22 protein-coding genes are annotated in these 19,449 nt (G+C 69.2%); 4 read left to right on the forward strand and 18 right to left on the reverse strand.

All coding sequences use genetic code 11. From position 1 onward, the window contains the following. Positions 1 to 66: 66 nt before the first annotated feature. The 7 genes from VIR15_RS20895 to VIR15_RS20925 all read right to left on the reverse strand — a co-directional run bounded on the left by VIR15_RS20895 (position 67) and on the right by VIR15_RS20925 (position 5,650). Entirely contained in the window at positions 67 to 891 is an 825-nt protein-coding gene (locus VIR15_RS20895) for a hypothetical protein (protein ID WP_331931378.1), read from the reverse strand. A 1-nt stretch (position 892) separates the two neighbouring features. Beyond that, positions 893 to 2,122, reverse strand: coding sequence for an NRAMP family divalent metal transporter (locus tag VIR15_RS20900; RefSeq protein ID WP_331931380.1), 1,230 nt, complete (start codon positions 2,120 to 2,122; stop codon positions 893 to 895). Further along, the gene (locus tag VIR15_RS20905) at positions 2,119 to 2,505 is read right to left on the reverse strand and encodes a hypothetical protein (RefSeq protein WP_331931382.1); all 387 of its coding nucleotides are present in this window, start codon (positions 2,503 to 2,505) and stop codon (positions 2,119 to 2,121) included. Before VIR15_RS20905 ends, VIR15_RS20900 begins: the two co-directional genes overlap by 4 nt. Before the next feature lie 162 nt (positions 2,506 to 2,667). After that, complete coding sequence (locus tag VIR15_RS20910; RefSeq protein WP_331931384.1) at positions 2,668 to 2,940, reverse strand: DUF7218 family protein; 273 nt, start codon at positions 2,938 to 2,940, stop codon at positions 2,668 to 2,670. Positions 2,941 to 3,067: 127 nt separating this feature from the next. Beyond that, a complete protein-coding gene (locus VIR15_RS20915) occupies positions 3,068 to 3,520 on the reverse strand; it encodes a hemerythrin domain-containing protein (RefSeq protein ID WP_331931386.1) in 453 nt (150 codons plus the stop codon). Positions 3,521 to 3,565: 45 nt separating this feature from the next. Further along, complete coding sequence (locus tag VIR15_RS20920) at positions 3,566 to 4,036, reverse strand: SRPBCC family protein (protein ID WP_331931388.1); 471 nt, start codon at positions 4,034 to 4,036, stop codon at positions 3,566 to 3,568. Between the two features lie 9 nt (positions 4,037 to 4,045). Further along, positions 4,046 to 5,650, reverse strand: a complete 1,605-nt coding sequence (locus VIR15_RS20925; protein WP_331931422.1) for a phytoene desaturase family protein — start codon at positions 5,648 to 5,650, stop codon at positions 4,046 to 4,048. Positions 5,651 to 5,766: 116 nt separating this feature from the next. Between VIR15_RS20925 and VIR15_RS20930 the strand changes: the two genes are divergently transcribed. Continuing rightward, complete coding sequence (locus VIR15_RS20930; protein WP_331931390.1) at positions 5,767 to 6,840, forward strand: NAD-dependent epimerase/dehydratase family protein; 1,074 nt, start codon at positions 5,767 to 5,769, stop codon at positions 6,838 to 6,840. A 20-nt stretch (positions 6,841 to 6,860) separates the two neighbouring features. Here the strand turns inward: VIR15_RS20930 and VIR15_RS20935 are convergent, their stop codons facing one another. After that, positions 6,861 to 7,430 carry a hypothetical protein gene (locus VIR15_RS20935; protein WP_331931392.1) on the reverse strand — a complete coding sequence of 190 codons (570 nt, stop codon included), beginning with the start codon at positions 7,428 to 7,430 and terminating at the stop codon, positions 6,861 to 6,863. Positions 7,431 to 7,721: 291 nt separating this feature from the next. Continuing rightward, positions 7,722 to 8,711, reverse strand: a complete 990-nt coding sequence (locus VIR15_RS20940) for a DNA topoisomerase IB (RefSeq protein WP_331931394.1) — start codon at positions 8,709 to 8,711, stop codon at positions 7,722 to 7,724. 144 nt (positions 8,712 to 8,855) lie between these two features. On the opposite strand from VIR15_RS20940, the gene VIR15_RS20945 reads away from it, so the two are divergent. Both VIR15_RS20945 and VIR15_RS20950 read left to right on the forward strand, forming a co-directional pair. After that, positions 8,856 to 9,425 (forward strand): hemerythrin domain-containing protein, encoded by a 570-nt coding sequence (locus tag VIR15_RS20945; RefSeq protein ID WP_331931396.1) that lies wholly within the window; start codon positions 8,856 to 8,858, stop codon positions 9,423 to 9,425. Between the two features lie 104 nt (positions 9,426 to 9,529). Beyond that, a complete protein-coding gene (locus VIR15_RS20950; RefSeq protein ID WP_331931398.1) occupies positions 9,530 to 12,784 on the forward strand; it encodes an ATP-binding protein in 3,255 nt (1,084 codons plus the stop codon). Positions 12,785 to 12,799: 15 nt separating this feature from the next. Here the strand turns inward: VIR15_RS20950 and VIR15_RS20955 are convergent, their stop codons facing one another. The 4 genes from VIR15_RS20955 to VIR15_RS20970 all read right to left on the reverse strand — a co-directional run bounded on the left by VIR15_RS20955 (position 12,800) and on the right by VIR15_RS20970 (position 14,757). Further along, positions 12,800 to 13,489 (reverse strand): DUF6766 family protein, encoded by a 690-nt coding sequence (locus VIR15_RS20955; protein ID WP_331931400.1) that lies wholly within the window; start codon positions 13,487 to 13,489, stop codon positions 12,800 to 12,802. Positions 13,490 to 13,570: 81 nt separating this feature from the next. Continuing rightward, on the reverse strand, positions 13,571 to 13,987 hold the full coding sequence (locus tag VIR15_RS20960; RefSeq protein WP_331931402.1) for a hypothetical protein: 417 nt from the start codon (positions 13,985 to 13,987) through the stop codon (positions 13,571 to 13,573). Positions 13,988 to 14,037: 50 nt separating this feature from the next. After that, positions 14,038 to 14,235 (reverse strand): hypothetical protein, encoded by a 198-nt coding sequence (locus VIR15_RS20965; protein WP_331931404.1) that lies wholly within the window; start codon positions 14,233 to 14,235, stop codon positions 14,038 to 14,040. A 30-nt stretch (positions 14,236 to 14,265) separates the two neighbouring features. Further along, entirely contained in the window at positions 14,266 to 14,757 is a 492-nt protein-coding gene (locus VIR15_RS20970) for a carboxymuconolactone decarboxylase family protein (protein ID WP_331931406.1), read from the reverse strand. A 141-nt stretch (positions 14,758 to 14,898) separates the two neighbouring features. Here VIR15_RS20970 and VIR15_RS20975 point away from each other — a divergent pair, with 141 nt between their 5' ends. After that, complete coding sequence (locus VIR15_RS20975) at positions 14,899 to 15,372, forward strand: DUF2510 domain-containing protein (protein WP_331931408.1); 474 nt, start codon at positions 14,899 to 14,901, stop codon at positions 15,370 to 15,372. A 4-nt stretch (positions 15,373 to 15,376) separates the two neighbouring features. Here the strand turns inward: VIR15_RS20975 and VIR15_RS20980 are convergent, their stop codons facing one another. The 5 genes from VIR15_RS20980 to VIR15_RS21000 all read right to left on the reverse strand — a co-directional run. Continuing rightward, positions 15,377 to 16,648 carry an aspartate kinase gene (locus VIR15_RS20980; protein WP_331931410.1) on the reverse strand — a complete coding sequence of 424 codons (1,272 nt, stop codon included), beginning with the start codon at positions 16,646 to 16,648 and terminating at the stop codon, positions 15,377 to 15,379. Between the two features lie 38 nt (positions 16,649 to 16,686). Beyond that, positions 16,687 to 17,250 carry a type II toxin-antitoxin system RelB family anti-toxin gene (gene relB, locus VIR15_RS20985; RefSeq protein WP_331931412.1) on the reverse strand — a complete coding sequence of 188 codons (564 nt, stop codon included), beginning with the start codon at positions 17,248 to 17,250 and terminating at the stop codon, positions 16,687 to 16,689. Between the two features lie 231 nt (positions 17,251 to 17,481). Then, positions 17,482 to 18,096 (reverse strand): DUF5063 domain-containing protein, encoded by a 615-nt coding sequence (locus VIR15_RS20990; RefSeq protein ID WP_331931414.1) that lies wholly within the window; start codon positions 18,094 to 18,096, stop codon positions 17,482 to 17,484. Positions 18,097 to 18,175: 79 nt separating this feature from the next. Beyond that, positions 18,176 to 18,775 carry a recombination mediator RecR gene (recR, locus tag VIR15_RS20995; protein ID WP_331931416.1) on the reverse strand — a complete coding sequence of 200 codons (600 nt, stop codon included), beginning with the start codon at positions 18,773 to 18,775 and terminating at the stop codon, positions 18,176 to 18,178. 56 nt (positions 18,776 to 18,831) lie between these two features. Further along, the coding region (locus tag VIR15_RS21000) for a lysophospholipid acyltransferase family protein (protein ID WP_331931418.1) at positions 18,832 to 19,449 on the reverse strand (618 nt) is incomplete at its 5' end.

A 19,449-nucleotide genomic window follows, 5' to 3' on the forward strand; every position in this document is an offset into this window, starting at 1 on the left:
TGCTCATGACGTTGCCTTTCGTCGTGGTGGTCCCGATGCCGTATGCCGCTGAGCTGGCTTCTCGGGTCAGCCGTCCGGGGTGCGGTGCGGGTGACGTCGATCGTCGCGGGTCGAAACGACGATGCGGGTGGGATCGAGGCGGACCTCGACGACCTCCCCGACGGGGATGAGCAGGTCGTGCCTCTGGATTCGCCGGAAGAACCACCGCAGCAGACCGGGGCCGAGGTCGGGGTCCGCGTGGTAGCCGAGCTCCGTCCCGAGCACCGACTGGGTGCACTGGATGTCGGTGACCCGCCACGGCTCGGACGTCGAGTCGCAGCGCAGCTCGATGACGGTCCCGAGCAGGTGGCCGGTGTCGTCGACGACGGGGGCGCGCAACAGGTCGCTGACCCACCGACAGCCCGGCTGCGGCGGCCGGGTGGGCGGCTCCAGCACGTTGACCGGCCGAGTGGAGCCGGCTTCGTCCTCCCGCTCCGGCTCCGCCCCGCCCTTGGCCCCGGGGATGCCGGAGACGACGAAACGGCGGAGCCAGTGCTCGAGGTCGAAGCTCTCGGCGAGCGCCCTGGCCGATGGGCGGTCGACGGTGATCGCCGACCCGACATTCGCGATGTGGCCGAGCGGGATGACAACCGGCTGGGGGTCGGAGTCGGTGCTCAAGCGCCGCCACACGGCGTTGACCCAGGTGCCGAGCCGCCCGGGCAGTCGCTGGCTGAGGGCTCCGATCCCGACGGCGCAGCCCGTGACCGCCAGCGTCTCCCCGGCCGGCGTGAGCTCGAGGTCGTCGATGTTGCCGACCAGCTCCTTGTCCGGGCCGACGACCTGATGATCAAGCACGCGCAGGACGACGTCGAGGCGCGCTGGTCGGTTCACCGCCTGCCTTGGTGCTGTCATGTCACTGCCCCGCTCTCGTCAGGATCATCAGGGGGACCGCCGCCACGGAGGCCACCACCACGACGAACAGATAGACCGTCCCCAGCGTGTTGGCAAGGCGACCATTGACGTGCTTGCCCATGTACGTCCGGTCGTTGGCCACCACCAGGATCGGGAAGTAGGTCAGGGGCAGCGCCACCGCGCTGAAGACGATCGAGTACTCGGTGAGCATGATCGGGTCGGCTGTGGTCAACAGCATTCCAACGGCGACGATGGTGCTGACCAGGATGACGGTGTGGAAGCGGGCGGCCCGAAGCGGCTCGACGAACTTGCCCCACTGCCACCCCAAGTACTGCGCGATGCTGTAACCGACCGAGAGACCGGTCTCGCAGGCCGCGCCGAAGGTGGCGGCGAAGAAGCCGAGGAGCGCGAAGGCCAGGCCCAGCTTGCCGAGGGCAATGCCGACAGGGAGCCCGACCTGGCTGAGGCTGTCGACCTGGATGCCCTGTGGGAAGTAGACGACCGCGGCCACGCCGGCGATGGCGAGCGAGAGGAGCCCGCCGAGGGGAAAGCCGATGAACACGTTGGCGCGCATGACGCCGAGGTCCTTCTCGGACCACCCCTCCTCGACCCCTCCACTCGAGAAGAAGAAGACCTCATAGGGCGTCATGGCGGCGCCGAAGAGAGCGATCGCGTAGTAGAAGTACACCGGCAGCGTCTCGCCCTCCGGCACCGCCGGGTGGCTTGCCGACTCCCACAGGGCGGACCAGTCCGGACCGAGCTGCCACAGGGCGACCGCGAAGACGATGAGGGCAAGGCCAGCGAGACCGAAGACGTTCTCGAGGACGGAGAACCGGACCCTCCAGAGGACGATCCAGACGGTCGCGCCGACCACGGGCATCCACAGGTACGGGTTGACGCTCGTCACGAGCTCCAGGGCGAGCGCCACGCCGCCGATCTCGGCCGCCAAGGTCAGCAGGGTGACGGCCATCGAGGCCGCGAGGCTGAGCAACCCCACCCTCGGACCGAGCCGCTCGCGGATGAGGTCGAAGGTCGCCCGTCCACTCACCGCGGCGACCCGACCGCTCATCTCCGCGAACACACAGATGCCGATGATGCCGACGATCACGACCCAGGCCAAGGAGAAGCCGAAGCGGGCTCCGACGAGACCGTTGGCGACGAGGTCGCCGATGTCGACGAAGCCACCGATCGCCGTGAGGATCCCGAGGGCGACGGCAAAGAGCTTCTTCACTGGAGTGCCTCGGCGTGCTGGTCCATCGAGTCGGCGACCCGCCGCAGGTCGCCGGCGAGCGTCGCCATGGCGTGCGTATCGCCCCGTCGAACCGCTATCCGGGCCTCGGCCAGCAGATCACCCGTGTCGCCGAGCTGGTCGAGCACGGCCTTTCGGAGCTCATCGAGCGTCGGGTCGGGGGGATCCACACTGCCGAAGCTCGCCTCGACCGGACCGATCGCCTCCTCGGCTTCGGTGACGAGCGTGTCTGCGTAGGCCAGCGTGATGCGGTCCCGGACGCGGGCATCGAGCGCCAGGGCCGCGACTCTGGACGTGGACACGGCGGAGTCGAGCGCACCGATCGCGTTCTGCTGGAAGGCTCCCGAGTCGAGTGCAGGAGCCACGCATCCCGACAGCGCCAGACACGCCCCGGCGGCGGCCCACCGCGATGTCCTCATCTGCGCCGACTCAGGAGGGTGTGAGCGAGGAACCCGAGCAGCCCGAGGAACACGAGCCAGCCGAGGCCGAGCGCGAAGCCCTCGGTCATGAGCACTGCAGGACGCCGATCAGTGGTGCCGGAGGGCCTTGATCAGCTCGCCCTTGTCCATCGTCGACCGGCCCTCGATGCCGATCTCGCGGGCGCGCTTGAGCAGTCGGTCCTTGGTCCAGTCGTCGTAGTCACCTGACTTGCCGCCCTTGCGGCCGACCGAACTGCGCGACGACTTGGCGGCGGCGTTGGAGATACGGGCGGCCTTCTCCTTGCTCGCACCGTCCTCACGCAGCGACTCGTACATCTTCTTGTCCTTGACGGACGGACCGGGGTCACGACGGCGAGGCATGATCATTCCTTTCTCCGGACTGTGGAGACACTTCTCCTCTACCCGCGCCAACCACGCCCAACCGACCCGACCGCACAGAGCCCGGCCAGGTCGGTGGGCGGGTCCGCCGGCGGCTGATGCCCGTTGGTCAGGCCTGCTGCAGTGACTGCAGAGCCTGCTCCTTTGCGGCGGTGAACTGCTCGCCGAGCTCGCTGAGCTGCTGGTTGCTGGCGGCCTTGCCGAACGCGGGGAGGATCTGCTCCTCCTCCTCCTCGATGTGATGCCGCACCTCGCCGATCATCGCGGCGATGAGCCCGTCGACGCCCGGGGCACCAGGGTCCGACGCCAGCAGCTGATCCAGCGTCTCCTCAACGTGGTGGTGCTCCTCGAGCCCGTCGTCGACGTCCGACGACTCGTCGGGAACGATCGACTTGATCGCCGGATAGACCACCTGCTCCTCGGCCTTCGAGTGCGGGACGAGCATCTCCTGCACCTGACGCAGCAGGTCGGGGACCTCCGGTGGCTCTGCCTTCTCGAGCTTCTTGAAGACGGACTCGAGCTTCTGATGGTCTTCCTTGATCAGTGTGACGACACCGGACATGCGTGCCTTCCCTTCGGTCAGGGGTTGTGGTGGGAACAGGTACTGCTACGTGCTCTCTACCCTTTTGCGCTGAGTCGAATTCGCGGCCTTGCGCTCGGCGAGATAGCCCAGCCGCTTCAGCGACTCGGTGTTGCGAGCGTCGAGCATGGGGTCGCGCACCGGCGGGGGGATGACCTTGGCCGGTCCGGCCGTGGCGTCCTCGATCATGACGACACGTGTCCCGCCCTCCTCCGCGGTGCACTCCAGGCGGACCCGGCCCTCTCCTGTCGGCCAGGCGCGGACCTTGAGCTCGATTGCGTGTGGGCGATCGATGCTGATGACCGACGTCGTGTCGTCGATGAGCATCGGCCACAGCCCGACGGAATGATGGATCTGGCTGCCGGCCGCGGGCCACGTGCCGTCGACCTCACGGATCCGCGCTGCGCCGACGACCCATGAGGCGAAACTCCATCCGTCCGCGAGGACCTTGAAGACGTCGTCGGGCGCACAGCGCATGAAGCGAGTGGTGCGGCTCATGGTGACTCCTTACCCACCCGGGCGGTTCGACACCGGGATCAGGCGCCGTTGGGCCACCCGCAGCCGGTCATGGAGGAGCGCTGCCCGCGCGGCGTTCGACCCACAGGCACCATGGACGCCGCCCCCCGGATGTGCCGATGCCGACGCGAGGTAGAGACCCCGGATCGGGGTCTCCGCCCGACCCAGTCCCGGCACCGGACGCCAGAAGAGCTGCTGGTGCATCGCAGACGTACCCCCGTTGACCGCTCCGCCGACGAGGTTCTCGTTCCGCCGCTCGAGCTCGGCCGGCCCGAGCACCCTGCGATCGAGGATCGTGTCCCGGAAGTTGGGCGCGAACTCCGTGATCCGGGACTCGACCTCGGTCGCGGCCTGCTCCGCCCGCGCCTCGTCAAACGGCTCGACCGGCGCCCGGTCCGCCACGGAGACCCGTTGCGGCACATGGACGTAGGCCCACATCGACTCGCTCCCCATGGGCGCCCGGGTGGGGTCGGTTGCCGCCATCTGACCGAGGATGACGAGCCCGCGTTCGGGCACCCGGCCCGCGGCGAGCTCGGCCCCGGCGATGGCGAGCGCCGCAACGCTGTCCGCGAGGTGGACCGTCCCGGGCATGAGGTCTGGTGTCGTGGCCCACGGGACGGGGCCGCTCAAGGCCCAGTCGATCTTGATGGTTCCGAGGTCCCACTCGAAGGCGTCCATCCGTCGGCGCAGCCGATCCGGTAGCTCGGACCAGGGCACGAGGCCACCGAAGAGGGCCGGGGCGCTGACGTCCGCCAGGACGGCTCGGCTCGCCCGGATCACCTCGCCTGAGTCGAGCCGGACGCCGACGGCCTGGCCGGATCGCACGAGCACCTCCGCGACATGGGCCTCCGTCCGCACCTCACCGCCCGCGGCCTCGAGCCGGTTCACCAACGCCCCAGTCAGCTGTCCGGCGCCACCGCGCGGCACGGGGAAGCCATGGGACTGTCCGAGCATGACGAGCAGCAGGCCCATGAGGCCGGAGCCCGGCGCGTCCATCGCGATGTCCGCGTGAGCGGCATTGCCCGCCAGGAGCAGCTTGGGGGCCTCGCCGCCGAACCACTCGTCGCCCAGTCGTCGCGCCGGAAGCAGGAGCTCCCGCAGGAACGCCAGCCCGCCCAGTCGGGGCGCCTTGAGGCCGAGCCGTAGACCGGGCCGGATGGGCGGGAAGGGCGTGAGCAGTGCGGCGATGATGTCCTCGCCCACCTGGTCCCAGAGCGAGCAGGCGCGCATCCACGCCTCTCCATCACCAGGGTGGAGCTCGTCAAGAGCGGCCGCAGTGTCTTCGGCTCGTGGGTGAACGAGCGCCCACCCGCCTTCGCGGAGCGGGTTGCCGACCGGCGCGGGAGCCCGCACCCACTCCACACCGAATCGCTCGAGCCCAAGCCCCTGGATCGTCGGCGACGCCGCCGCGAGCGGGTAGAAGGAGCTGAACGTGTCGTGGATCCACCCCGGCCTGACGTCCTCGGCGCTGCGCACCGCACCGCCCACCGTCGACTGCGCCTCGAGGACGAGGACCTGCCACCCCTCGTCCGCCAGAAGGTTGGCCGCGACGAGGCCGTTCGGCCCGCTGCCGATCACCACCGCGTCATGCTGCATCCGGTCCACGCTCCCTCCCCTACCCACCCTCGCGCCGCCACGGCCGCCGCGCCCCTCTGACCCACGAGGTTTGCAGCCGGCCGCGAACGGGGTAACACCGGGGAGACGGAGGTGCCATGCGAGTGACAGTCATCGGCGGGACCGGCAACGTTGGTTCGGCCACGGTTGCCCGGCTCGCCCGCGATGGGCACGACGTCATCGCCGCGGCGAGACGGCTTCCCCACCCCGACCGGATCGCCACCCCGGCTACCTGGTCCCGCGTTGATGTGACCGCGCCCTCGGCGGCCGAGGACCTGGCTCAGCTGCTCCGGGGAGCGGACACCTGTGTCTACGCCGCCTGGGCTATCCAGCCGATGCGTCGCACCGATTACCAGGAGCAGGTCGGGGTGCGGGGGCTCACCCGTACCCTTGCGGCCTGCACAGGCGCCGGAGTGCGGCAGCTCGTGGTGCTGAGCTCGACCGGGGCGTACACGCCGGGCCGCGACGGGCACCTCGTCGACGAGTCGCATGCCGTGACGGGGAACCCTGTGTGCGCCTACAGCCGACAGAAGGCCGCGACCGAGGCCGTGATCGCAGCGGCTCTCGGGGACCCCCACGTCAGCGACCAACTCGTCATCAGCTGGCCGCGTCCCACCTTGGTGGCCCAGCGATCAGCTGCCGGCGCGCTCGGCCGGGTCGGCGTGCCACCGATCATGCCGCGCCGCCTTCTGACGCACCTCCCGGTCATGCCGCTCGGTCGAAACCCGCAGCTGCAGGTGGTGCACGCGGACGACGTGGCTGACGCCATCGCCCGGATCATCGAGACCCGGCTCCCCGGCCCGGTCAACCTCGCGGCGCCGGACGTCCTGGGGCCGCGGGAGATTGCTGCGCCGTTGGGGGGCAGGCCCTTACGGCTACCGGGCAAGCTCCTGCTCCGCGTCACGGACGCACTCTGGGCGGCTCATCTCTCGCCGCTCGAAGGAGGATGGCTGCACATGGCCACAGAGGTGCCACTGGTCGACAGCGGCCGCGCGCAACGGGAGCTCGGCTGGCGGGCACGCCACTCCGGAGCCGACGCCTGGCGTGAGCTTGTCGAGGCGATGGCGCGCGGGGACGGAGGGGACACGCCGGCCACCCGGCGTCGCTCCGTGCTGGACGACGTCCTGCGTCTCGTCACGTCGGGCCCCGTGACGCGCAGGACGCGGACCTGACGTGACCTGAGCTGCACCCGTCAGCTCTGCTGTTCGCCTTTCTGCTTGGCCTGCTCGAGGTCCTCGTCGGAGAGGAGCCGGACGTCGGCGTCGGCGGTGCCGGTCTGCGGCGGAAAGTGGAGCTCGTCCATGTAGGGGGTCGGCTTGCCTCGCCGGTAGTCGAGGAACTCCTTGGCGTAGTGCTCCCGAGCCTGCTCAGCCGTCTTCTCGCCCGTGACGATGTCGTGGGCGAGGTTCAGCGCCAGCCTGTTCGCGTCTTCATCATGGCACCTCGCCGAGAGCTCGCCGACCGTGCGCCCCACGACGACACTACCGTCGAAGATGGCCAACGCGGAGACCTTGCCCGGTGGCACGCGGTAGTCGATGACGGACTCCACCGCGTCGATGTGTGGGGCCGGGAAGTCGTGCTGGTGGAAGGCCTTGGTCGCCATGACCCGTTTCCACGGACCCACCCCGTGCCAGACCAGCTGCTCCTGCGTGGCCTCCTGGGGCTCGCCGTGCGCGTCGAGGACGAGCTGGGCGGCCTCCCTGGACTCATCCGGCCAGGCGGCGATGATCTCCGCCGCCCGCTTCTGCGTCTGCGTGGACAAGTCAGTTCACCCTCGGGTCCGTGGGTGGTCTGGGATCCGACGGATTCGCGGGGTCCGGGTGGGACGGAGTGGGATAGGGCTCCGGGAAGGGCGCCGGACCCGGCGTGGGATCCGGACCGGGGAACGGTCCTGGCGGAGGTGGGCCGGGCGAGGGCGGTTCCGGCGTGGGGCCGGGTTCGGGCGGCGGCAGCGGCCGGTCCGGCGGGTCCGGGATCGTGTTCGACCACGGTGTCGTCTGAGTCATCATGAGCGGCGCCTACCCCGAGGGTCCCGTCTCTAACTGCTGGGGCCTCACCCGAGGAGACGGACGACTGCTCGCTCGAGCGCTTCGCGGCCATTGACCTCGGCAAGGTCTCCCCGGCGAAGCCGCCTGCGATCCACGGCCGAGGCCCGGCTGAGCGCCCGAGCGATCGTGCGCCCAGCGGCATACTCGTCGACCACGCGACCGTCGACGTAGGACCGGCGAGCGACCGCCGGGGTGTTGCCGAGGTGCTGGGAGACCATCATCATGACCTCCCGCTCCATCTTCTTGCGGGCCCGTTCCGACGTGGGTGCCGCACCGTCGACCCGCTCGGCGAACGCCGCCGCAGCGAGCACCGTGGCGGCCCACGTGCGCAGGTCCTTGACCGTGTACTCCTCCCCGACGAGCTCCTTGAAGTCCTTGTTGATCTCCGTCGAGCTGAGCTCGCACCACACCTCACCGGTGCGGTACTGGAGGAGGCGCTGACTCGGTCCGCGGCTGCGCTTGAAGGCGCTCACGGCCTTGGCGAGCGCGGGGTCCCGCACCTCTGCCTTGCGCTCCACGCCGGACTTCGCCGGGAAACAGAACGATACGACGTCGCCGCTGACCGTGACATGGTCCTTGAGAAGGGTGGCGACGCCGTAGCTGCCATTCTCACTCTCGTACTCCTCGCCCCCGGTCCGGAAGAGGCCCGCGTCGAGCAGCCGCAGGGCCAGCGCGCCGACCCGCTCGCGACCCAGCCCGTCACGACGGAGCCGCCGGCGGATCTCGGCTCGCGCCTCCGGCAGGCGCCGGGCCAGGGTCAGCACGCGTTCGTGCTTGTCCCGGCCGCGCGTCTCGTGCCACGCCGGGTGGTAGAGATACTGTCGGCGACCCGCGGCATCGGTACCGACGGCCTGGATGTGGCCGTTGGGCCAAGGGCAGATCCAGACGTCCTCCCAGGCCGGGGGGATGACGAGGGACCGGATCCGCTCCTTGGTGGCGGCGTCCACCGAGTGGCCGTCCCGGTCGACGTAGCCGAAGCCTTTGCCGCGCCGCACGCGCCTCAGCCCCGGTTTTGCCGGATCACTCCTGCGCAGCCGCATCGCCCCACCTCCAGCACGCTCGTCAGTGCACCAGAGGGTTACCCACTGACGGGGTGGGTACCTGCATGGCAACCCACTCGACACGAGCTCGAGGAGATCATGCCTTCGCCGGAGAGCCTGCTGCGTGTCCTACGACGCCAGCATGCCTACATCGCCTCGCTCGTCTTCCGGGTGACGGTCTCTTCCGGTCAGGAGCGGGAGAGCGCTGTGGCCGATCTGCTGCACTACGTCGCCCTCCACGAGTCCGCGGAGCAGACGTTCATGCATCCCGTCGCCCTCAAGTCAGTCGGTGACCTGGCCGCCGTGCAGGGACGGGTCGCTGAGGAGCGCGAGATCGAGGCGGTGATCACCCATCTCGAAGGCCTCGACACTGCCTCGATGGACTTCATGATCTACTTCGGCCTGCTCGAGGAGGCGCTGAACGGGCACACGCGGGCCGAGGAGGACGTCGAGGCGCGCACCATCGGCGACGCCGTGGCGGAGGCCGACGTGCAGTCAATGGCGCGCGACCTGGAGCTCGTCGACGCCTGGATGGACCCGGCGACCCACTCGATCGGCGGCTCGGTCGCCCAGTTGCCGTGGAGCCCGGGTCAGCGCAACGGCGCGCGTTTCGAGGAGCTGTCCAGAAAGAGCCTCGAGGCTTTCGCGGCTGTGTCCAGAATTCGGTGAGATGCTCGACTTGCCTCTGATGACTCTCCATGCGAGTCTTCGCAAGAGAGGCGGATCGGTGGAAACACGCGCCGATAGGTCGCCAGTACCGAAGGCAAGCACAAATGACGGCACCACCTCCTGCGCCGGGGCGCAACGTCAGCACTGAACACCTCGGCGAAGTCGGCGCGCGGTTCGCCGCGTTCGACTGGTCGCTCACGCCGCTCGGCCCGATTTCGACGTGGCCCTCGGAGCTCCGAGGGGCGGTGAGCATCTGCCTCACCTCGCGCTTCCCCATGCTCATCTGGTGGGGGTCCGAGTACGTCATGATCTACAACGACGGCTATCGACCGATGCTCGGCACGAAGCACCCCCAAGCCCTGGGCTCACCGGGCAAGGACGTCTGGCCGGAGATCTGGGACAGCATCGGCCCGATGCTCGACAGCGTGATGAACACCGGGGTCGCCACGTGGTCGCGTGACCAGAAGCTCATGCTCGAGCGCAACGGCTACCTCGAGGAGACGTACTTCACCTTCTCGTACAGCCCGATCACCGTGGACTCCGGCGAGGTGGGCGGTGTCTTCACCGCCGTGGTGGAGACAACGGACCACGTTCTCAGCGAGCGCCGCCTCGGGACCCTCGGCGTGCTGTCGCGGCGCCTCGGCGAAGCCTCCGATGCGGACCACGTCCGCCGCCTCGCCACGGCCGTGCTCACGTCCAACCCGCAGGACCACCCGCTCGCCGTGATGGTGGACGCACGCACCCTGCCCGAAGACCTGAGGGAACTCAGGGTCCCGGATCCCCTGCGAGCCGACGTCTACGCCGCAGCGACGCAGGCGATCACCACGAGACGTCAGGTGCACCACGACCTGCCTGCACCCGTCCACCTCGAGAACGACCCCGCCGGACTGGCCATTGCGGGACTGCACGCTCTGCCGATCACGTTGTCCGGGGACGACGAGATGTCCGAGATTCTCATCATCGGGCGCTCGGCGCACCGGCAATGGGATCCGGCTCTCGCGACGTACGTCGCCCTCTGTGTCACCCATCTCGGGACCGCGCTGAGCGACATCAGGGCGCTCGACACGGAGCGGCAGCGAGCGGAGACAGCCGAGGCGCTCGACGCGGTCAAGAGTGCCTTTTTCACCAACCTCAGTCACGAGCTGCGCACACCGCTCACCTTGATCAGCGGTCCGATCTCCGACGCGCTGACCGACCCTCGCCTGACCGACGACCAACGGGAGCGGCTCGAGCTGGTCGACCGCAACACCGTGCGCCTGGCCCGAATGGTCGATGCGATGCTCGACTTCGGGCGGATGGCCGCGAGCAAGGTGCAACCGCACGTCGTCCCCCTCGACGTCACCGCCCAGACGCGCACCATGGCCGAGTCCTTCGCTCGCGCCTTCCGGCGCGCCGGGCTCGAGTTCGTGACGGAGTACGACAACGCAGCGCGGCCTGCCTACCTCGACCGCGACATGTACGAGCGCATCGTGCTCAACCTGCTCGCGAATGCGCTGAAGTACACACCGTCGGGCACCGTCACCGTGCGGCTGGCGTGCGATACAGATGGTTTCACCGTGTCCGTGAGCGACACGGGGATCGGCATCCGGCGCCGCGACCTCAACCGTGTCTTCGAGCGATTCGAGCAGCTGCCCCGCCCCGGGAAGGCCCGGTCGCACGAGGGAGCGGGCATTGGCCTGGCCATGGTGAAGCAGCTCACCGAGCTCATGGGCGGCACCGTCGAGGTCCAGTCCGCCCTGGGCCGTGGCTCGACGTTCACGATCCGGCTGCCGTGGGGACAGCCGCCGGCGGAGCCGGCCGAGGGCCGCTCGATCACGCCCCGGAACATCGACGCCTTCCTCGCGGAGACGGAGGGATGGGACCTGCCGTATGCCGCTGAGCCGGCTCCCGCAGAAACCGACAGTCAGCCGGTGGCGCAGTCCCCGACCGGGTTCCCCGGCCAGTCGTCCGCGAGCGGACGTCCCCGGCTGCTCGTCGCCGAGGACAACGCGGATATGCGGACGTACCTCCGCGGCGCCCTTTCGGCCGACTACGACATCGAGCTCGCGCCGGACGGCACCGCCGCCCTCGAGCGGTGTCTGTCTGTGCGTCCAGACATCGTCCTCGCGGATGCGATGATGCCCGGCCTCGACGGCTTCGCGCTGACGCGCGCCATTCGCAGGAACAGCACGCTGCGCCACGTCCCCGTGCTGATCCTCTCGGCGCGGGCGGGAGAGACCGACACGGAGGAAGGGCTCACCTCAGGGGCTGATGACTACGTGTCCAAGCCCTTCTCGCTCACCGAGCTGAAGGCCCGGCTGGCCAGCAATCTCGAGCGCTCCCGAGCACGGTTGCGCGATGCCGCCTGGCGGCACGCGGTGATGGAGTCGTTCAAGGACGCCCTGCTCATCACGGATGCCGAGGGTAACGTCATCGAGGTCAACGAGACGTTCACCCAGCTGCTCGGGCACTCCGTCCCCGATGGCGACCTCACCATGCCGCACCCGTGGTGGCCGCCCGCCGGAGAGCCGAAGGACGTTGGCGCCAACGAGCTGACGGACCGGGAGCAGGTCGAGCAGATCATGGCGGATGCCCTGGACGGAGTGATGGTCCGCGGCCAGGAGTGCCGCCTCGTGACGAAGGACCAGCGCGACGTCTGGGTGCGGGTCAGCACGCAACAGGTCGAGGGCATCGGCGACCGGCCGGACTACGTTGTCGTGGCCCTCGAGGACGTGACCCGGGAGCACGCCGCTCGCGCCCGCCGCCAGGCGGCGGCCGAGCTGAGCGCGGAGTTCGGCACCGCCGTGGACCTCGAGCAGGTGCTCGAAGCCGCGGTCAACGGCTTCGCCGAGCTGTTCGACGGTGGCTCAACCGTGCGGGCCCTGGCGGGCCCCGAGGAGCACGTCTTCACGGCCGCCGGTCCGGTGCGCCGGGCCGACCTGGACCACGCCCTGTGGCAGGCCCTCACCGCGGCGGGGCCGGAGGCCACCACACCGAACGAGCGCGTGTCTGGGTTGCTCATCACCCCGCAGAACCACCCGTCGTCTGAGTGTCGCGTCTGGGTCCAGTTCCCCCGCCCCCGTGTCGTCACCACGGACGAGCGGATCGTCGGAGACCTGCTCGGGCAGGCGTTCGCCCTCGCGGTGGACCGGGTCGTGGCGGCGAACACCTTCGCGGACCGTGAGACGCACATGGCACGTGCCATCGAGAGCCACCGTTTGATCGGCCAGGCGATCGGCATTCTCATCGAGCGTCACCGGGTGACACCGGCCGAGGCCTTCACCATGCTCAAGAAGGCGTCCCAGGACCGCAACATCAAGCTGCGGGAGATCGCGGCACGGGTCATCGAGACGGGGGCCGAGCCGGACGACGCCGAGTGACCTGAGGGACCGCGGTCAGTCGTCAGATGCAGTCTCTTCGTGCGGCAGGCCGACCGGCTTCGACTCGGGAGAACCGCGCTCGCGCAGGAAGATCGAGAAAACCGCCATGCTCGCGATGGCGAGCATCTCCGACTGCCAGTTCTGGAACGTCCGGCCCCAGAAGTCCGGCGATGCAACGTACTGCCCCAATGTCAGCGGCTCGAGGAGGTCCCGCATCCGCTCCTCGTTGTGGGCCACCCGTCCCGCCACCGCCTGGGCGGTCCAGGCGAGCAGGAAGATCGCCGACATGGTGATGAGCAACGAGTGCGAGTAGACAGCGGTCCGCCAGCCGCCGGCGCGCGCCCAGGCCGGTGAGTCCTCCCGGGCGTATCGGCCGACCAGCTGCTTCTTGTCCGTCTCGCGCCCCTCACTTCCCGGCTTCTTCGACTCGGAGGACCCGCGCTGGACGAGCCAGATGGTGAGGAAGATGAACACGATGAACTGGAGGTACTCGGACTGCCAGTTCTCCGCAGTATCGACGGCGAACCGAGACGAGGTGACATACCGCCAGAGCGAGACCTCCTGGAGACCGGCCGTGCGTGCCTCCTCGTTGTAGCCTGCGACGCCCGAGATGGCTTGACCGACAAGGCTGCCCATGAGCAGCAGTAGGAAGGCCAACGACAACGCGTTGTCCCTGAGGAAGCCTCGCCGCCGCTGTCCGATCATCGCTGCAACAGCCCCATCGCGATTTGAAAGCAGAGTCCGGCCGCGATGACGGCGATCAGCACCCAGAACATCACTCGCACGTCAGTCCCCCTGGAGAGCGCAGTCGTAGGGCACTGCCTTGTCCTCCGAGACTCGAGTGCAGCCGGCGGCGAGGACCTTCCAGCCATCCTCGAACAGGGTCAGGAACACGGTCTGGCCGCCCGTCGTCACGAGCGCCGTGTGGCCCGCCACCTCCGGAGGCACGTCGGAACCGGACGGACTGGACGAGATCTCGGCCGAGCGCAGGCCCTTGGCGCAGTCGCCGTCGCCGTCCTCCGCGGCCTTCTCACGCGTCCGCGGAGCCAGCAGGGCGCACGCCGCATTGGGGTCCTTGGAGGCCACGTCGACGAACCGCGAGGCAGCCGACCCGGCCGACGCTGCCTCCGGTGACGCGCAACCGCCGAGCGCGAACGCCAGGGGCACGAGGAGCACGAACAGGCCCACCGAGCCCAGCGGCATACGGAATCGTGTCGGAGGTCGCAAAGCCGACGTGCGACCGAGACTGCGCGTCACGCGGACGGCTCGCCGGCTGGCGGCTCTTCCTCGGCCTCGAGCGGCGGAGTGGCGTCCTCCTCGGGCTTGTCCTCCGAACGGATCACCATGTCGGGAACGACGATCTCCTCAAGCCCGGGTGGCGGCGGCGGGTCGGGCGTCACCGGCGGGAAGACGCCGCCGTCTGATAGCAGTCGCGGTTCTTGGGAAGACATGCCTGCCACATACCCAGCCGCGGGCGCGGGTCACTGGCGAAGGGTCGGCTCCCAGGGCCGGGCCGTCACACCAATCGTGTTCCAGGCATTGATGGTGACGATGAGCGCCAGCAGCGCCCCGACCTCCTCCGGGGCGAAGTGTTCGGCCACCGCGGCGTACTCCTCTGCAGGCACCCTCGTCTGGGACGCCAGCGTCACGCACTCGGTGAACCCCAGTGCGGCCCGCTCACGGTCGGTGAAGAAGGGCGACTCCCGCCAGACCGAGACAGCCATGACTCGCTGCACCGTCTCTCCCGCCGCCAAGGCGTCGAAGGTATGGGAGTCGACGCAGTACGAGCAGCCGTTGAGCTGGGAGGCCCGCAGTCGGACCAGTTCGCGCAGTGCAGTGGGGAAGCCCACGCGATCCAGTTCGCGGGTCGTCGTGGTGTCCAGGTGGCTCAGCGCCTTGGTGAACGCAGGCACGGCGGCGTCGAGGTCGAGGCGGACGGGGATGCCGTGAACCGGGTCGGTGATGGTGGTCATGGGATCGACGCTAGGCGCGCATCGGACCATCCGGATGAGCCAATGGCGGCAAGGTGCGCTGGTCCGCTTTGGGCGATCTTCTGCCGTGCCGGGCGAGGGCTTACGCTCAGGACAACGAGGTCCGAGCACAGGGAGGCGTCCATGAGGGATCAGTCCCATCCGCCGGCCGGCTGGTACCCGGTCGGCGACAGCGAGCGGTACTGGGACGGTCTGGCGTGGACCGACCAGGTCCGGGCTCCCGCCGCTCAGACACCAGGGCAACCGCCGGCGGTGGACGTCCACGGATTCCGGCACCAGGGGCACCCGGCACAACAATGGCCGGCGCCCCAGCCGCACATCTGGGCCACCAACAGCCATCCGGTGCCCCCTGGCTACGTCGCTCCCAAGAGCCCCGGACTGTCGCTGCTCGCGTCGTTCTTCATCCCGGGGCTCGGGTCGATCATCAATGGCGACGTGGGCAAGGGCCTCGTCATCATGCTCGGCTACTTCGTCAGCTGCCTGCTCGTCATCATCCTCGTCGGAATCCTCGGCGTTGTCGGCTTCTGGGTGTGGGGCCTGGTCGACGCCTACCAGGGGGCGCGGCTCTGGAACGCCAGGCACGGCCTCGTCAGCTAGCGGCTCAGCGGCCGGTGCCGCCGTAGACGATCGCGTCCTCGGTCGAGTCGAGGCCAAACGCGGTGTGGACCGCGCGGACCGCTTCCTCGAGCTGGTCGACGCGGGTCACCGCCGACACCCGGATCTCGGACGTCGAGATCATCTCGATGTTGATGCCGGCGTCGGCGAGCGCCTTGAAGAACTTGGCCGACACACCGGGGTGCGACCTCATCCCCGCGCCGACAAGGGCGATCTTGCCGATGCTGTCGTCGAAGCGCAGGTCTTCGAAGGCGACGTCGTGCTTGATGCCCTGCAGGACGGAGATGGCCTTGGGCCCATCGCCCTCCGGAAGGGTGAAGGAGATGTCCGTCTTGGCGGTCTCGGCGGCGGAGACGTTCTGGACGATCATGTCGATGTTGATGCCGGCCTCGGCGATGGCACCGAAGATCTTGGCCGCGATGCCGACCCGGTCGGGCACACCGACGATCGTGATCTTCCCCTCGCTGCGGTCGTGCGCGATGCCGGCGATGATCGGTGCTTCCACAGCGCCTTCTCCTTGGTAGGGATTGTCCTTGATCCACGTGCCCGGCTTGCGGGACCACGACGAGCGCACGTGGATCGGGATGCCGTACCGCCGTGCGTACTCGACGCAGCGCAGATGCAGGATCTTCGAGCCGTTGGCGGCGAGGTCGAGCATCTCCTCCATGGAGATGACGTCGATCTTGCGGGCGCTCGGCAGGACGCGCGGATCAGCCGTGAAGACGCCGTCCACGTCGGTGTAGATCTCGCACACGTCGGCATCGAGCGCGGCGGCGAGGGCGACGGCGGTCGTGTCGGACCCACCGCGCCCGAGCGTGGTGATGTCCTTGGTGGTCTGGCTGACGCCCTGGAAGCCGGCGACGATGGCGATGTGCCCGGCGTCGAGGGCGCTCTTGATGCGACCAGGGGTGACATCGATGATCCGGGCTGCGCCGTGGGCCTCGTCGGTGATGACGCCCGCCTGGCTCCCGGTGAAGGACCGAGCCTCTGCCCCGAGCTGCGCGATGGCCATGGCGAGAAGGGCCATGGAGATCCGCTCGCCGGAGGTGAGGAGCATGTCGAGCTCTCGCGCGGGCGGAGCGGGAGTGACCTGTTCGGCCAGGTCGAGCAGGTCGTCCGTCGTGTCACCCATGGCCGAGACGACGACGCACACGGCGTTGCCGGCGCGCTGGGTCTCCACGATGCGACGCGCGACGCGCTTGATCGACTCGGCGTCAGCGACGGATGATCCCCCGTACTTCTGGACGACGATGCTCACATCAGGCTCCCGGTTGACGCTGTGGCGGGAATCGCAGTCTATGACTGGGCATCACATGTCCCCGGACCATTCGGCATCGTGAGACGTCCGGGCTGAGCCACTCCGGGTGCGGGCGGGCGAGGGCCGTAGAGGATGCGACGGCGCCTGGCCTCCAGCTCGGCGATGGTTGGATGATCCTCGGGTTCGACCCCTGGCATTCGTCGACGATCCCGCTCCTCGCGCAGGTGGTACCAGGCGTTGGGAGTCTGGCGCTCCGACCGAAAGACGGTTAGCCGGGTCGTCGGCGGTCGGTCCGGCGGATCCACGTCCAGGTGGGCCGGGAGCCTCCGGTTGGCGTTGTCCCGAACCACTCCCATCGGAATCGGATCGACGCCCTGCCCAGCCTCATCCACGACGGCAACATGAAGCCCACCTGCCCGCAGCAACCGCCGGAACATCGTCACGGTCACGTCGCGGCGACCCGACTCGATCGCAGCAATCGTCGACTGGCTCACGCCGACTCGATCGGCCAGGTCACGCTGGCTGAGGTCGCCACGCCGCCGGGCTCGAATGACGAAGCGCGGCACGTCGAAGTCCTCGGGCCCAACTCCCTGAGCTGTCATCGAACTCACCTCCTTGGTTGCCCCAGGAGCACATTCGCAGTCGGTGCTGACAGGGCTGCAATTGCGGTCCAGCGAACTGGCAACGCCGGGCGGCGCGGACTGGCCCGCTGAGTCGCTCCGCGGATCAGTGCGCTCCTGATCAGCGACCCACTGATTCGTCTGGGTGGTCAGTGGGCCAGTCCCTCAGACCCCTCCACGTCACAGCCCAATCGCGCAGCCGGGCGTGCCGGATCAGGGATGGAGCGCGTCGAACTCCGCCTCGGAGACCCGCTCCTCGTCCGCGTCCAGCCGCAGGTGGGACAGGATCGAGTGCAGGGCGCGCATCGATGCGAGCGCCCGGTCACCCCAGGACGACAGGTAGCTGAACTGCCACCACCACAGCGCCTCGACCTTCCGGCCGGCCTGGTAGTGCTTGAGCCCGTGCGTCAGGGCCAGGGCGACGTCGGCCAGGTCGTTGGTGATCGAGCCGTCCGCTCGCTCCGGTGAGGTCACCGGATCGATGACATAGACGTAGTCGTCGATCCCCGCGAGGAGGTTCGCGAGCCCGTCGCGGAGCGGGTCGGGGTCATCATCGGGACCGGGATCGGCTTCGTAGCGCTCCTCGAGGACGACGTCCTGGATCGCGCCGAGCCTGGAGCCGGCGACGAGCACCTGGGACAGGGCGAGGGTGAGCAGCGGGATGGCGGTGTCAGGTGAGTTGCCGGAGGCGACCTCCGTGACCGCGGTCAGGAACGCACTCGCCTCGTGCGCCGTCAGGTCGGCGAGGCTCCCGAGCTCGTCGCCGGGGTCGCCCGCGGGGACCTCTCCACCCGAGGTGGTGTCGCGGGTGGTGTCGTCGGTGGTCATCACAGCTCCCTGCCGGTGTGGCGTGTCGTATGCCGCTGAGCTCGGTGTCGCTCGCCGTCCAGTCTGCCGGTTGGCCGGGTCAGGCGTCGACCCGGCGCCTGCCCTCGAAGGCACGACCGAGCGTGACCTCGTCGGCGTACTCGAGATCGCCGCCGACGGGAAGGCCGGAGGCAAGGCGCGTGACGGTGACGCCGACGTCGCGGAGCAGGCGAGACAGGTACGTGGCGGTGGCCTCGCCCTCGAGGTTGGGGTCGGTCGCGATGATGACCTCCTGCACGGTGCTCGATGCGAGGCGCTGCATCAGCTCGCGCACCCGCAGGTCGTCCGGACCGATGCCGTCGATCGGGCTGATCGCGCCACCGAGCACGTGGTAGGTGCCGCGGAACTCTCGGGTGCGCTCGATCGCCACGACGTCCTTGGGTTCCTCGACGACACAGATCGACGCGTGGTCGCGGCGCGGGTCCGCGCAGATCCGACACCGCTCGGCCTGCGCCACGTTGCCGCACACTTCGCAGAATCGCACCTTGTCCTTGACCTCCGTCAGCGCCGTGACGAGCCGGGCGACCTCCTCGGGGTCCGCTTGGAGCAGGTGGAACGCGATGCGCTGCGCGCCCTTGGGGCCGATACCCGGGAGTCGGCCGAGCTCATCGATCAGGTCCTGCACCGCGCCTTCGTACACCCCTGCAGCCTAAGCCCCCGCAGTGATCAACCCCGGTCACGTGAGGACGGTGCGGCTCAGTCCTCGTGGACTTCGCTCGGCACGTCGTTGTAGGCGTTCACGCGCTCCTGACCGGTGAGGGCCGCGATGGCCTCCATGACGTCGTCGGTCAGCTGCCGGCGGGCGCGGCCTGCGGGCAGTCCCTGATACGCCTCCACCCCGATCGGCGTGCCGAAGCGAACGGTCACCTTGGCCAGCCGCGGGAAGCTGGCCCCGACCGGCTGGATGTCCTGGGTGCCGATGAGGCCGACCGGGACGACAGGGACCTGGGCGTTCAGGGCGAGCCATGCAACACCGGTGCGACCGCGGTAGAGGCGCCCGTCGCGGGACCGCGTCCCCTCCGGGTAGATGCCGAATGCGTCGCCCGCCTTGAGCACCTCGAGGCCCTTGTCGAGGCTCTCCTGCGCGGCCGTCGGTGAGTGTCGGTTGACGGGGACCATGCCGACCGCGGTGAAGAAGCCCTTCTGCAGGAGGCCCTTGACGCCGCCGCCGGTCCAGTACTCCTCCTTGGCGAGGAAGCGGACCTTGCGCGGCGACACGAGCGGGATCGCGAAGGAGTCGATGAAGGAGAGGTGGTTGCTCGCGAGGATGACTCCGCCGTCGAGCGGCACGTTGTCCTTGCCTTCGATGGTCGG

This window comes from Intrasporangium sp., from assembly GCF_036566125.1.
GTDB lineage: Bacteria > Actinomycetota > Actinomycetes > Actinomycetales > Dermatophilaceae > Intrasporangium.